The organism is Gulosibacter sediminis, assembly GCF_030011715.1.
GTDB lineage: Bacteria > Actinomycetota > Actinomycetes > Actinomycetales > Microbacteriaceae > Gulosibacter > Gulosibacter sediminis.
Map to the genome: position 1 here is coordinate 124,719 of NZ_JASCYH010000003.1, position 13,647 is coordinate 138,365.

At 67.8% G+C, this 13,647-nt stretch carries 14 protein-coding genes; 5 read left to right on the forward strand and 9 right to left on the reverse strand.

Going from position 1 to position 13,647, the window contains the following annotated elements:
• Positions 1-121: 121 nt before the first annotated feature.
• On the reverse strand, positions 122-1,216 hold the full coding sequence (locus QM019_RS02730) for a histidinol-phosphate transaminase (RefSeq protein ID WP_193128502.1): 1,095 nt from the start codon (positions 1,214-1,216) through the stop codon (positions 122-124).
• A gap of 121 nt (positions 1,217-1,337) precedes the next feature.
• Between QM019_RS02730 and QM019_RS02735 the strand changes: the two genes are divergently transcribed.
• Positions 1,338-1,751 (forward strand): phage holin family protein, encoded by a 414-nt coding sequence (locus QM019_RS02735; protein WP_282825024.1) that lies wholly within the window; start codon positions 1,338-1,340, stop codon positions 1,749-1,751.
• Here the strand turns inward: QM019_RS02735 and QM019_RS02740 are convergent.
• On the reverse strand, positions 1,748-3,211 hold the full coding sequence (locus QM019_RS02740) for a hypothetical protein (protein WP_282851768.1): 1,464 nt from the start codon (positions 3,209-3,211) through the stop codon (positions 1,748-1,750). The two genes, QM019_RS02735 and QM019_RS02740, sit on opposite strands and share 4 nt — an antisense overlap.
• 2 nt (positions 3,212-3,213) lie before the next feature.
• Entirely contained in the window at positions 3,214-3,543 is a 330-nt protein-coding gene (locus QM019_RS02745) for a hypothetical protein (RefSeq protein ID WP_282825028.1), read from the reverse strand.
• 201 nt (positions 3,544-3,744) lie between these two features.
• On the opposite strand from QM019_RS02745, the gene QM019_RS02750 reads away from it, so the two are divergent.
• The gene (locus tag QM019_RS02750) at positions 3,745-4,275 is read left to right on the forward strand and encodes a low molecular weight protein-tyrosine-phosphatase (RefSeq protein WP_282825029.1); all 531 of its coding nucleotides are present in this window, start codon (positions 3,745-3,747) and stop codon (positions 4,273-4,275) included.
• Between the two features lie 12 nt (positions 4,276-4,287).
• A complete protein-coding gene (purB, locus tag QM019_RS02755; RefSeq protein ID WP_282851769.1) occupies positions 4,288-5,670 on the forward strand; it encodes an adenylosuccinate lyase in 1,383 nt (460 codons plus the stop codon).
• A 24-nt stretch (positions 5,671-5,694) separates the two neighbouring features.
• Here purB and QM019_RS02760 read toward each other — a convergent pair whose 3' ends face one another.
• From QM019_RS02760 to QM019_RS02785, 6 genes are all read right to left on the reverse strand, one after another.
• Positions 5,695-6,069 carry a hypothetical protein gene (locus tag QM019_RS02760; protein ID WP_125106572.1) on the reverse strand — a complete coding sequence of 125 codons (375 nt, stop codon included), beginning with the start codon at positions 6,067-6,069 and terminating at the stop codon, positions 5,695-5,697.
• Complete coding sequence (locus QM019_RS02765; protein ID WP_282851770.1) at positions 6,066-6,740, reverse strand: hypothetical protein; 675 nt, start codon at positions 6,738-6,740, stop codon at positions 6,066-6,068. Before QM019_RS02765 ends, QM019_RS02760 begins: the two co-directional genes overlap by 4 nt.
• A gap of 94 nt (positions 6,741-6,834) precedes the next feature.
• Positions 6,835-7,905 (reverse strand): hypothetical protein, encoded by a 1,071-nt coding sequence (locus tag QM019_RS02770; protein ID WP_282851771.1) that lies wholly within the window; start codon positions 7,903-7,905, stop codon positions 6,835-6,837.
• A gap of 141 nt (positions 7,906-8,046) precedes the next feature.
• Positions 8,047-9,183 carry a hypothetical protein gene (locus QM019_RS02775; RefSeq protein WP_282851772.1) on the reverse strand — a complete coding sequence of 379 codons (1,137 nt, stop codon included), beginning with the start codon at positions 9,181-9,183 and terminating at the stop codon, positions 8,047-8,049.
• 165 nt (positions 9,184-9,348) lie between these two features.
• Complete coding sequence (locus tag QM019_RS02780) at positions 9,349-9,990, reverse strand: hypothetical protein (protein WP_282851773.1); 642 nt, start codon at positions 9,988-9,990, stop codon at positions 9,349-9,351.
• On the reverse strand, positions 9,987-11,132 hold the full coding sequence (locus QM019_RS02785; protein ID WP_282851774.1) for an AI-2E family transporter: 1,146 nt from the start codon (positions 11,130-11,132) through the stop codon (positions 9,987-9,989). Before QM019_RS02785 ends, QM019_RS02780 begins: the two co-directional genes overlap by 4 nt.
• Before the next feature lie 132 nt (positions 11,133-11,264).
• Between QM019_RS02785 and QM019_RS02790 the strand changes: the two genes are divergently transcribed.
• Entirely contained in the window at positions 11,265-12,770 is a 1,506-nt protein-coding gene (locus tag QM019_RS02790; RefSeq protein ID WP_282851775.1) for an ABC transporter permease, read from the forward strand.
• Positions 12,771-12,801: 31 nt separating this feature from the next.
• Entirely contained in the window at positions 12,802-13,524 is a 723-nt protein-coding gene (locus QM019_RS02795) for an ABC transporter ATP-binding protein (protein ID WP_282851776.1), read from the forward strand.
• Positions 13,525-13,647 lie beyond the last annotated feature (123 nt).

The following is a 13,647-nucleotide window of genomic DNA, read 5'->3' on the forward strand; positions in this document are numbered from 1 at the left end:
CCTCCTCGAAGCGGATCAACCTTGCCAGTCTATGACCGAGTCAGCCGCGAACGCTGGAGGATGAACACAGCGAGTTGCCGGAATCCACTGCGTTTTTCCACAAGCCTCCGGTGCCCGGCGACTACTCCGCGTCGGTCTGGCGCAGGTCCGGGTACCGCTCGATGGCCTGCCAGCAAGCGGCGAGCAGCGGCGAGACCGAGGCCTCTTCGCCGATCGACACGCGCAGGCCGTCGCCCGGGAACGCGCGGGCGACGATGCCGCCCTCGAGCAGAATCTCGTTGACGCCCTCGGTCTGCTCGCCGGCCGGCAGCCACACGAAGTTTGCCTGGGTCTCGGGCACGCGCCAGCCCTGGTCGATGAGCGCGCGGCGCACCTCGTCGCGGCGCGCGGTGATCTCGTTAACCCGCTCGCGGATCGCGTCGGCCTCCTGCATCACCGCGAGCGTCGCGGCCTGCGCCTGCTCCGAGATGGTGAAGGGGATGGCCGTGGTCGCGAACGCCTGCAGCACCTGCGCGTTGCCGAGCATGTAGCCGACGCGGAGGCCGGCGAGGCCGTACGCCTTCGAGAAGGTGCGGGCGACGACGAGGTTCGGGTAGTCGCGCAGCAGGCGGGTCGCGTTGAGCACGGCGGGGTCCGTGACGAACTCGATGTACGCCTCGTCGGCGATGACGAGCAGATTGCTCGGCACGCGCTTCATGAACCGCTCGAAGTCGTCCTGACGCACGGCCGGGCCGGTCGGGTTGTTCGGGGTGCAGACGACCACCATGCGCGTGCGCTCGGTGGTCGCGTCGGCGAGCCCGTCGAGGTCGATCGAGGAGTCGGCCTTGAGCGGCACCTGCACGCTCGTCGCGCCGGCGACGGTGACGATGCCCGGGTACGCCTCGAAGCTGCGCCACGGGTAGAGAATCTCGTCGCCGGCGCCCGCCGCCGCCTGGACAGCCTGGTAGAGCAGCGAGACCGAGCCGGCGCCGATAAGCACCTGCTCGGCGGGGAGGCCGTAGTGCGCGCCGAGCGCCTCGCGCACGGCGGTCGCCCGAGCATCCGGATACCGATTGAACGCACTCACGCCGTTGACCGCCTCGAGCACGGCGTCGAGCGGCTCGAACGGCAACTCGTTCGACGAGAGCTTGAACGCCGTGGCGGCTGCGGGCTTGCCCTGCTGGTACGCGCGCTGAGCGAGGATTTCGGGACGTAGCTGCACCGGTGCATCAGTCATATCCGAATTCTAGCTTCGGCCGGCGGCCCGGCTGACGCGCCTCGAGCAATGTGCGAGCCTCGGGCCACGCCGCGCGCGGCGAAACCTACCGTTCTGCAGCGAGACCCGCCACAATGACGGCATGCGCTTTCTCGCCTCGATCGTTCTCAACGCCGTCGCACTCTGGGCCACCGTGTGGGTCCTGCAGGGCGGCCTGACCGTCACGGCTTACGACGACTCGCAGGGCTCGCTCGTGCTCACGTACCTGATACTCGCGGTCGTGTGGGGTCTCGTCAACGCCGTCATCGGCTCGGTGGTGCGCGTCGTCTCGATGCCGCTGTACTGCCTCACACTCGGCCTGTTCGCCCTCGTCGTCAACGGCTTCCTGTTCTGGCTCGTCGGCTGGGTCAGCGGGCTGCTCGACTTTGGCTTGACCATCGACAACTTCTGGTGGGCGATCGGCGGCGCGATCATCATGGGCATCCTCTCGGCGATCCTCAACGGCATCTTCCGCACCCGCAAGCGCGACACCCGCCGCCGCGAGGTCGAAGACTAACGCTCGCCAAACCGGCCGATTTCTTCGAGGCGGTCGAACACCTCCTCGGGCGTCATCGGCCGGATGCCCCCGCCGCTCGCGTAGACCGGCTCGCGCTCGAAGCGGAAGTCGGTCGTCGTGACGGCGGTCGCCCCCTGCACGGGCGCGAGGACCGCATCGCGCTGCGTGACCGCCTTCGGGTCGTCGACCTCGTCGTAGCCGGCCGCGGTCTGTTGATATTCGGCGAGCGCGTGCGGCGCGAGGATGCCCTCCCCCGCCGGCACGCCGCCCGGGAACGGGTCGCGCCGCACGACCGACACGTCGCCCTGCGCGCCCGGCGTGATGCCCTGGAGGCCGGTGATGAGGTCGCCGTCGTGCTCGAGCTGGGTGACGGGAATTTCGCCGCCGATGCTCGTGCCATGCACGGGCGAGCCGGCGAGCACGACCGACGCGACGTCCCACGTGCCCGTTTTCGCGAGCTCTGACACCACGAGGGCGCCCTGCGAGTAGCCGACGAAGACCACCTCGTCGCCCGCGGTGATGCCGGCCTGGCCCATCGCGTCCGACACGGCGCCGACCGATTGCGCGTCGCTGCCGCCGTAGGCCGCGAGGTTCGAGAGGTTGTCCATGCCGTTCTCGTCGCCGAGCCCGGGCGAACTCGTGCCGGCGACGCTAACGACGTAGACGGTGCTGCCGTCGGGGCGCACGTACTCGGTGATCGTCGCGTTCGTGCCGTCGGGGTCGGTCGGCGGAATCGCCTCGACGAGGTCGGCGATCGACGACGGCGCCGAAGAGGCCTCGTCGCGCTTCGCGCCCGACACGAGCATCGGCCCAGTGCCGAGCGCGAACGCCGCCGCGAGCGCGCCCGCGACCTCGTTCGGGCTGGTGAAGAGCGGCACGCCGGTGAGGCCGTTGACGATCTCGTCGCCGGCCGAGACGCCGCTGCGCACGAGCAACACACTGAGCGGGTTTGCGAGCAGGTGCTGGTTGTCGGCCCACCAGGCCACGATGTCGTCACCGCCCGGCAGCACGCCGGCCTGCTCGAGCGCGCCGGCGGTGGCGAGCGTGCCGAGCACGAGCGGGATGCCCGCGGGGCTGAGCAGCAGGGGCACGGCCGCGAGCGCGCCCGTCGCGGCAACGCTCACGACTGAGAGCACGACGGTCGAGACCACGGCGTCGCTCAGCACGGTGAAGGCCTCGACTGCCGCGCGGTCGGCGGCCTCGTACCAGGCCTGCGCCTGCAACAGGTGCTCGGCCGCCGCCCCGGCGAATGCGGCGGCCGACTGCATGCCGCCGGCAAGCAGCTGCGCCTCGAGCGAGATCACTCCGAGCTGCGGCCCCGAGATGGTGAGCCAGCCGTTCGCGGGGAACCACGCGGGCGTGCTGAGCCGGAGATTGAGCCCAGCCATGCCCTCCTCAATGCCGTCGAGCTTCGCCGCGGCGGTGCCGAACTGCGAGGTCTCGACGCTCACCTGCACCATCGCTAGATCACCTCCGCGGCGACAATCTGGCCGTCGAGCAGCGCGAGCTGCGTCTCGTACTGCCAGGCGACGGCAGTGCACGCGGCGGCGGCCGTCTCGAGCATCCCGCTCAGCGCGAGGCGGGTGAGGGTGTAGCTGAGCTGCGCGACCGACACCCAGTCGGCGATCGCCGCGTCGTCGACGGCGGGCAGGTGCACCGAGCGCACCTCGCTCGAGGCGTCATGCAGCAGCTGGGCAAGGTTGCCGACGTCGGTACGCACCTGCCGAATCGTCGCGGCGTCGAGCGCCTCGGCGGGGTTGAACCCGGAGTCGGTGGTCGGGGTCGCGGTCATGGGCACTCCTCGCGCTCGGGCACCCCGGGGCGGATGCGGTGCTGCGAGTCTCGCGCGGGGCCCGTCCACCCGCTCGGCGCGCGCCCGCCGCTGTGGATGGACGCACATCCACAAGCGTCGCGGGAGGCGCACAACGTGGGCGTGTCAATCCCGTTGCACTCGACGGTTGTCGGCGTTACGCCGGTGCGCCACAATAAGCGCATGTCTGCAGTCGACGGCGCGGGGCCGGTATTTCGCATCTGTTTCGTCTGCACGGGCAACATCTGCCGCTCCCCGATGGCCGAAGCCATCAGCCGCGACATGGCCGTGCGGGACGGATTCGGCGACTCCATTGAGTTCGACTCCGCGGGCACGGGCGACTGGCACGTCGGCGAAAAGGCTGATCCCCGCACCCTGAACTCGCTGCAGCGCGCCGGATATTCGGCCGATGGGCACCGAGCGAAGCAGTTCGACCCCGACTGGTTCGGCAACTACGACCTCGTCGTTACCTTCGACCCGAGCCAGGACCGCATTCTCAAGACCTGGGCCGAGACCCCCGAGCAGCGCGCACTCATTCGCCCGCTGCTCTCGTTCTGCGACCTCCACGAGGACGCCGGGGATGTGCCGGATCCCTACTATGGGAGTGACGAGCTGTTCAACGAAGTGCGAGACCTCATCGAGCACGCCTGCGAAAAGCTGCTCGCGCAGGTCGAGCCCGTGACGCGGGCGGCTCGCGAGACCGCAACCCCCTAGAACGGAGCCCCGATGAGTCCCCTGCCTCCGCAGCTGATCAGCCCCCTCGACAACCGCTACTACAAGGCGGTGGCGCCGATCGGCGAGCACCTCAGCGAGGCCGCGCTCAACCGCGCCCGCGTGAAGGTCGAGATCGAGTGGCTCATCTTCCTCACCGACCGCGAGCTGTTCGGCGCGAGCCCGCTCACGGCCGAGCAGCGGACGAAGCTGCGCGCCGTCGTCGACGCCTTCGACCAGGCGGCCATCGACGCGCTCGCAACCATCGAGGCGACGACGCGTCACGACGTCAAGGCGGTCGAGTACTACGTGCGCGACCAGCTGCGCGCCCTCGACCTCAGCGCGGTCGAGGAACTCACGCACTTCGGCTGCACCTCGGAGGACATCAACAACACCGCTTACGCGCTGACCATTCGCGACGCCGTCACCGAAGTCTGGCTGCCCGCCGCCGCCGCGCTCGTCGAGCAGATCTCGACCCTCGCGCGTGAGCAGCGTGAGCAGCCGATGCTCTCGCTCACGCACGGCCAGCCCGCGACGCCGACAACGCTCGGCAAGGAGCTCGCGGTCGTCGCCCACCGCCTCGGCCGTGTTCTGCGCCGCATCGAACAGCAGGAGTACCTCGGCAAGTGGGCCGGCGCAACCGGCAACTTCGCCGCGCACCTCGTGGCAGGCCCGGAGCTCGACTGGGAGCAGGTGGCTGACGAGTTCACCGCATCCCTCGGCCTCGTGTGGAACCCGCTCACGACGCAGATCGAGTCGCACGACTGGCAGGCCGAGCTCTACTCGGACATCGCCCACTTCAACCGCGTGCTGCACAACTTCTGCACCGACGTGTGGATGTACATTCAGCGCGGCATCTTCAAGCAGATCCCGCAGCCAGGCGCGACCGGCTCGTCGACCATGCCGCACAAGATCAACCCGATTCGCTTCGAGAACGCCGAGTCGAACCTCGAGCTTTCGTGCGCGATCCTCGACTCGCTCGCCGCGACCCTCGTCACCTCGCGCATGCAGCGCGACCTCACCGACTCGTCGTCGCAGCGCAACATCGGCGTTGGCTTCGGCCACTCGCTGCTCGCGCTCGACAACGTGCGCCGCGGCCTCGGCGAGCTCGCCGTGAACCCCGACACGCTCGGCCGCGAGCTCGACGGCAACTGGGAGGTGCTCGCGGAGGCGATTCAGACCGTGATTCGCGCCGAGATCGTCGCCGGTCGCTCGCACATCGAAGACCCGTACGCGGTGCTCAAGGAGCTCACCCGCGGCCACTCGGTTGGCCGGGATGAGCTCGTCGCGTTCGTCGACGGCCTCGAGATCGGGGATGCGGCGAAGGCACGCCTGCGCGAGCTCACCCCGCAGACCTACACGGGTCGCTCGGCGCAGCTCGTCGACCGGTTGGGCTAAACCCGCCGGTCGGGCCGCTCGGCCCTACTTCTCGTCGGCGTCGCCGGGTTCGAGGTCGTCCGCTTCGGCGGCGGCCTCGGCCTCGACATCGCCGTCGAAGGGGCGCAGTGCCGCGCCCTTCGCACCCGGGTCGTCCGACTCGGCAAGCTGACGGTCAAGGTAAACCGGGGCCTCGGCGTTGGGCTTGTAGTTCAGCAGCAACAGCGACATCACCACGAGCACGACGACCATCGCGACACCCGCGAAGATCAGGCCAAGCACGATGTCCTGCACCGTCAGCAGCACGATGAGCAGCACGAAGATGCCGGCCGCTGCGGCGATAATCACGACCTCGAAGGGTTTCATCAGCGCCTTGCGCTGCTGCTTGCTTCCGTGGTCGTTTGAGTCCGCTCCGCTCACGCGGCGGCTCCTTCCTTGGGCCCCTCTTGGGCACGGCGGCGCAGTGCGGCGCGGAGGCTGATTGCTTCGATGACCAACAACACACCGAGGATCGCGAAGTAGGCGCCGACGAAACCGATCGACTGCACGTCGGCCGTCAGCGACCCCTCAACGTTCTGGATGCCACCGTACTGGTCGTTGAGCTCCGGCGGCACGAACGCGACGATCACGCCGAGCAGCGTGGTCAGGGCGCCCGCGATGAGGATCTCACTCGAGTACATGGAGTGCTTTCGGCTCATGAAGGCCGCGAGCAGCTCGACGATGCCGGTGATGATGCCCCAGGTGGCGACAGTGATGATAAAGCTCTGGGCGGTGGCCCAGTCATGCCCACCGGTTGCCATGAACAGCGAGAATCCGCCAGCGAGCACGTTGAGCAGGCTGCGGATCAGCACGTAAACGCGCGCCGGGTGCCCCTTGACGCCGATGCCCTCGAAGCCGACGATGATGCCGCTCCAGAGCACGACCGCCCCGAACACCGCGAAGCCGAAGCGGGCGTTGTGGTCTTGAGTGAATGTGATGACCAGCGCGCCGGCGATGGCCGGCAGCGCACGGAACAGTAGCGATATCCAGATGTTCTCCGGGAGGTTCCGAAGTGTGTCGGTGCCAGTCGAAGTGGCCGCGTTGTTTGACATGCGATCCTCCCAAAACGTAACTGCCCCTGTGGTTCTAGTCTACCCAGCAGGAGCAGTCGCGATTGCCGACAGTATCGTCGGCCCCGGAAGGTTACTACTCCGTGATCGTCGTCTCGGTCTGCGCGATGAGCTCGTCGAGCTCGCTCGCCGAGGGTTCGCGGTCGAAGCAGGTGATCTGGTACATGAGCAAATCGTCGCCAAACACGTGTGCCGTGAGCAGGCCGGTCGTGTCGTAGGTGTCCTCGGTAAATAGCACGGTGCCGAGCTCAACCTCGAGGCCGTTCGTGTCGGTCACCGTCGTGCTGCCGGCGTTCGAGAGCTGGTAGCCAGTCGTGTCGGTGTTGAGGTAGGTGTTCAGGCTGCCTGCCGGGTCGTCGGGGTACCACGTGCCGCCCGACGCCGCCGCCGGCACGAACGAGGTGAGATAGGTGCAGGTCTGGTCGGGGCTGTAGAACAGCTCCTGGCCGTTGAGGTCCTGAGGGTCCCAGTCGCCCGTGTAGTCGAGCGCGATGTCGCTGACCTCGTCGGTGTTGTCGATCGGGTAGGCGGCGTCGGCCGGTGCTTCGCCGCCGTCGCCAGAGTCGCCCGAATTGCCGCTCGTGCTCGTGCCGTTGCCGCCGTTCGCGGTGGTCTGGTTCGAGTTGCCGGCGCCGAACAGGGCGATTCCGCCCCAGATGCCGCCGCCGACGAGAGCGACCGCCGCCACGGCAATCACGATCCACGCCCAGACGGGGATGCCCTTCTTCTTCGGCGCGCCGCCGCCGGGCTGACCGCCCTGGCTACTGCCGTAGCCGCCGTATGCCGCGGCCGATTGAGGCTGGTACTGCTGTTGATTCTGCTGCCCGTACTGCTGCTGGTCACCGCCATACTGGCCGCCGCCGTACACCTGCTGCTGGTTCTGCTGGCCGAAGCCGTCGCCCTGGCTCGCGTACTGCTCGCCCTGCGAGGCGTACGAGTCGCCCTGGCTCGCATACTGGTCGCCGCCCGACGAATAAGAGTTGTAGTCGTTGCCGCCCGAGTTCGAGTCGCCGTACGAGCCGTAGCTGTTGTAGTCGTTGCCGCTCGAGTTGTAGTCGCTGCCGCCGCCGAAGACCTGCTGCGCGTCGCGATCGGGCTGGTCTGACTCGCGGTCACCATAGCCAGAAGGCGGGAACTGATTCGACATGGACGTCTCCTTCGGCGCGGTGGCGAGCGGTAATGGCCACCATTGTTGCAGGTACTGGGGGCGGATGCGTGCGGAAAGCAAGCGGGTGGGCCCGGCAGAGGCGCCGAACCCACCCAAGCGGCGTGGCCGAAGCCGCGCTGGCTAGTTGTCTTCCGGAGTAATGGTGAACGAGGTGTCCGCCATCTGGTCCTTGAAGCTGTCTTCGTCGACACCGTTGCTGCCGTCGCAGACCGTCGCCATCACGAGGATGTCGCCCGAGTCCGAGAACGGGTGCGCGGCGATGTAACCGATGCCCTCGCCCGAGGTCGGCTTCATTTCGTAGATCACGAACTCAACGTCTTGGCCCTCGGAGTCGGCCATCGTGACGTTATCGAGCTTCGTGTAGGTGACGTCGCTCGAGCCGCTCTGGCCCGCTGCCTCGGCGACCGAGTCCTCCATGCTGCCCTCAACGTTGTCGGGGTCGATGCCCGTGGCACCGCCCTCGAAGCTCGCGAGGTAGTAGCAGGTGTAGTCGTCGTTGACGTACATACCCTCGCCGTAGTCTTCCCAGTCGCCGTTGTAGGTGACCTCGACGTCCGACACGGTCTTGTCCGACTCAATGTCGTAGCCGTTGCTGCCGCCGAAGAGCGCAATGCCGCCGAAGATACCGCCGACGACGAGGCCGATGACGACCACCGCGATGACGATCCAGGCCCAGACGGGGAAGCCCTTCTTCTTGCCGCCCTGCGGGGGCTGCTGGCCGTAGCCGCCGTAGTTCTGGTTCTGGTCCTGACCGGGCTGACCGGGCTGACCGTACGAACCGTAGACCTGCTGGCCCTGCTGGCTCTGGCCGTAGCCCTGCTGCTGCGACGCATCCTGGCCGTAGCCGCCGTAGGACTGTTGCTGGCCCTGGTCGTAGCCCTGCTGCTGCGAGGCGCCCGAGCCGTAGCTACCGTACGACGACTGCTGGCCCGACTGACCCTGCTGGCCCGACTGACCCTGGCCGTACGAGTTATAGCTCGAGTCGTTCGACGAGCTCGACTGCTGGCCGTAGGAGTTCGAGTTGTACCCGCCGTAGCCTTGCTGGCCCGACTGATCCTGGCCCTGTCCCTGCTGGCCGTAGCCCTGGTAGTTGGACTGCGACTGGTAGCCCTGGTAGCCGCCGGTCGACGCGTCGTAGCCGCTGTTCTGCTGGCCCTGGGCGCCGTAGCCCTGCTGATTCTGGTTCTGCTGGCCGGGGTTCTGCTGACCCTGACCGTCGCCCTGGCCGTTGCCGGAGGGAGGGAACTGGTTCGACATGCGATTCCTCACAAGAGTTGCGATGCTCGGAAAGTACGAGTTCTGGCACCTTCGTTTATATCAACCGCGACAACGTCGTAACTATCCGCCGTGCGGGCGACATTCCGCCCCACGAATCTGGAACCAGCGGATGAGCCGGGCTCCGGCTGCGTGCGTGGGTTCGGCTCAGCGCACGGGTTCGATGTCGAGTTTCACGTCGTCAAGCACGCTCATCATGAGCCCGGGGTCGAGCGCCTCGGCATCCTGGCAGGTGAGCAAGAACGCGATGTAGTGCTGCGAGCCGGTGAAGGCGCGCACGGCGCCCGCCACCGTAACGCCGTCATCCATCGTCTCCTGCGCGTAGATCAGCTCGACGGTGAGCTCGCCCGTGGTCTCAACCTGCACCGAGGTGTCGTCGACCTCGGTGTAGCCGAGCCGCTCGACGAGGTAGTCGCTCGCCCCGCGGTCGTTGAGGTCGTTCGGCACATCGACGAGGTCGCTGTCGTACTTGCCCGTCTCCCACGAGAAGATGCAGGGCGTCTCCTCGTCTTCAGTCACATTGAGGTACTGCGGCGACTCGTCCTTGGCGTCGGGGTTCATGCGCTCCCACCCCTGGTTGACGCCGTCAAAGCGCACCTCCGGCTCGGCCTCGACCGCGGTCTTCATCTCGATGTCGAGATCGGCCCGCAGCCGCGAAAACCCGAGCGAGAACGACAGCCACACGACGAGGGCGAAGATGACGACGCCCGCCGCGATGATGAAGCCCGTGCCGATGCGGCGGCGGATCGACTTCTGTGGTCGCTGCGGATACGGCGCCGGAGCCGTCACGCGCCGTCGTCCTTGGTGCGCTTCGAGTGTGGCGCTTCATCGGGGTCGGGCCGGAAGATCGGCCGCGACGCCGTGAGGTCGGGACGCGCATCCACGAGGTAGTTGATCCAGCGGTTGCGCGGGTCGGCGTCGACGAGGAGAGCCTTGACCAGCAGGGTCGCGGGCAGCGCGAGCAGCGCGCCGACCGGGCCGAGCGCAAACGCCCAGACGAGCAGCGAGACGAACGAGACCGTTGGCGTGACGCCGACCGCCTCGCCCGCGAACTTCGGCTGAATCAACGACTGAATGACGAAGTTGATGACGCTCCAGACCGCAAGCACGATCAGCGCATTGACCCAGCCGTTCGCGAGCAGGGCCATGAGCACCGGCGGGATCATGCCAATGACGAAGCCGATGTTCGGGATGTAGTTGGTGAGGAACGAAAACACGCCCCACACGAGCGCGAGGGGCACGCCGAGCATCTCGAGCGCGACCACGTCGAGCACCGCGACGATGAGGCCGAAGACCGTCGTGACGATCCAGTAGCGGGCGACGCCCTGCGAGAACGAGTCGAGGGCGGTGCCGAGACTCGGGCGGTCGTCGCGAATCTTGCCGACCCGCTGCTCGAAGCCCATGGCGTCAAAGAGCAGGAAGAAGATCATGACGACGAGAGTCGCGAGCAGCGACAGCAGCCCGCCGACGTTGCTCGCGAGGCTCTGCAGCACCGAGACAATCGCCGAGGGGTTGAACACGCCCTGCAGTTGCGTGATGACCTGCTCCTGCGAAATGCCGAAGCTCGTCAGCCAGTCGAGCAGGGTTGAGTAAAGGCCCTGGAACTCCGCCCCGTATTTCGGCAGCTCCTGGATGAGCATCATCACCGACCAGGCGAGCAGCCCGACGAACGCGAGCAACAGCCCGTAGACGAACACGCCCGCGATAATCACGGCGAGCAGTCGCGGCACGCGCTTGCGGATCAGCCAGTGCATGAGCGGCGCGATCGCGAGCACGAGGTTGATGCCGAGGAAGATCGGGGTGACGAAGCTCGCGACCTGTTGCAACAGCACGAGGCCGATCATCGAAAGTACGACCACCGCGATGGTGATCAGTGCCCGGCTGCCGGCGCCTGTCGCGCGCGCCGCGTCCCCTGGGGTGGTGTCCTGCATCCTCGCCCTCCTTGCTGCTGCGAGTTTACGCGGCGCCCCCTCGCGCTCATTGAAAGCTCATAGCTTCGGCATCGAGGTGCCATAGGGCACATTCCTAGCGTTGCGGCGTCACTTCCCCCACCTAGGAGCCCAATGTTTTGGACATACCTGCGGCGCGAACTGCGTGGCCGCAAAAAGCAGACGATCATCGTCAGCATCGGTCTCGCGATCGCGGTCGCGCTCGTCATCGTCGTGAACTCGCTTTCGTCGGGCGTGCGCGCGGCGCAGGCACAATCCCTCCAGGCCGTCTACGGCATCGGCACCGACCTCACCGTCACGGGCGCGCAGGCCGAGCCCGGGAGCGATGGCGGCGGCCCACAGTTCGACTTCGGCAGCGAGGACTCGACGACGAGCGAGGACGGCTCGACGACGCTCGACCAGTCGCAGTTGCAGACCGACATGATGCGCGGCACGCTCGACGCGTCGACCATCGACACGGTGCTTGGCATCGACGGCGTCTCGCAGGCGACCGGCACGCTGAGCCTCACCAACTCGACGTTCTCGGGCGAGCTGCCCGACATGTCGAGCAGCGACAGCACCACGACCGACGGTACGACTACCGACGGCTCCGCCATGACTCCGCCCGATGGCGGCGGTAGCGGCGGCTTCGGCGGCGGCCAGTTCGGCCTCGACTCGTTCAGCGTGCTCGGCATCGACCCCGCCTCGGTGATCGGCCCGATGAGCTCGGTCTCAGTGACCGACGGTCGCCTCCTCACCGCCGACGACAACGGCACGAACGTGGCCGTGCTCGACTCGACCTACGCGACGAGCGCCGAGCTTGCCGTGGGCGACACCTTCGAGGTTGGCGGCGACGACTTCGAGGTGGTCGGCATCGTCTCGTCGACGAGCTCCGACGCCGACACGGCATCGAACGTCTACATTCCGCTCGATGTCGCGCAGGACCTCTCGGGCGCCGGCGACGTCGTCTCGACCGTCTACGTGCAGACCACGTCCTCCGACAACATCGCGAGCGTGCAGACCGCGCTCGAGACCGAGCTGCCGGATGCGACGGTCAGCTCGCAGTCCGACCTCGCGTCGACCGTGTCGGGTTCGCTGAGCACTGCATCCAACCTCATCTCCAACCTCGGCACGTGGCTCTCGATCATCGTGCTCCTCGTCGCGGTCGGCCTCGCCGTACTCTTCACGACTTCGGGCATCGCGCGCCGCACCCGCGAGCTCGGCACGCTCAAGGCGATCGGCTGGTCGAACGGCCGCATCGTGCGCCAGGTCGCGGGCGAGTCGATGGTGCAGTCGCTCATCGGCGGCCTCGCTGGTCTCGTCGTCGGCCTGATCGGCATCCTCACGATCAACGTCATCGCGCCCACCATCTCGGCCGGCATCGAGGCGCAGGGCGCCATGGGCGGCGGCGACGCCGCTGCTGGCGGCGCACCGGGCGGCGCACCGGGCGGCGGCGCACCCGAGGCCATCGGCCAGGCAGTGAGCAACGCGACGAGCATCGTGCTCCAGGCCCCGCTCAGTGTGTGGGTCATCGTGCTCGCCCTCGGCTGCTCGGTCGCGGCTGGCGTCATCGCGGGCATCTTCGGCGGCTGGCGTGCCGCCCGTCTCAGCCCCGCCGAATCGCTCCGCGCGGTCGGCTAACGGGCATCCTCCCCACTACTTAGGAGTTCTCATGACTATCACTGAAGAACAGCACCTCGGCATTGATCCGCTCTCGGCTCCCGTCGCGTTCCGCCTCGAGAACGTGAGCAAGGAGTACAAGCAGCAGCGCCGCACCGTCACCCCGCTCAAGGCGGTGGATGTGCAGATCGACGCGGGCGAGTTCGTCACGATCCAGGGGTCGACCGGCGGCGGCAAGTCGACGCTCTTGCAGCTGCTCGGCGCCCTCGACCGGCCGAGCGGCGGCCACGTCTACCTCGGCGACATCGACCTCGCGAACGCGACGAACGCCCAGCTGCAGTCGCTGCGGGCGACCGAGATCGGCTTCGTGTTCCAGTCGTTCAACCTGATTCCGACCCTAACCGCGGCCGAGAACGTCGACATGGGGCTCGAGCCGCTCGACCTCGAGTCAGATGAGCGCGACCGCCGGGTCGCGGAGTCGCTCGAGCGCGTCGGCCTCGGCGACCGCGCCGACCACCGCCCCGACGAGCTCTCGGGCGGGCAGCAACAGCGCGTCGCGATCGCCCGCGCGATTGCGAAGCAGCCCCGCGTGCTGCTCGCCGACGAGCCGACCGGCAACCTCGACGAGCAGATGCGCGACGACATTCTGCAGGTGCTCGAGGAACTCAACGCCGAGGGGCTCACCCTCGTCGTCGTCACCCACGACTCGGCGGTCGCGAAGCGCGCGCGTCGCCGACTGCGCCTCGCGAAGGGGCAGCTGCGCGACGTCGCCTAAGCCTCGATCCACCGATGAGCCTTCGGCGGGTGGCGTCGGCGTGATGGGCGCGGCGTGATCGGCTGCGGGCAGGGGTGAGTTCCGGGCGTCTCATCCCGGTTGTCCACTTCGTTCTCGGTCGTG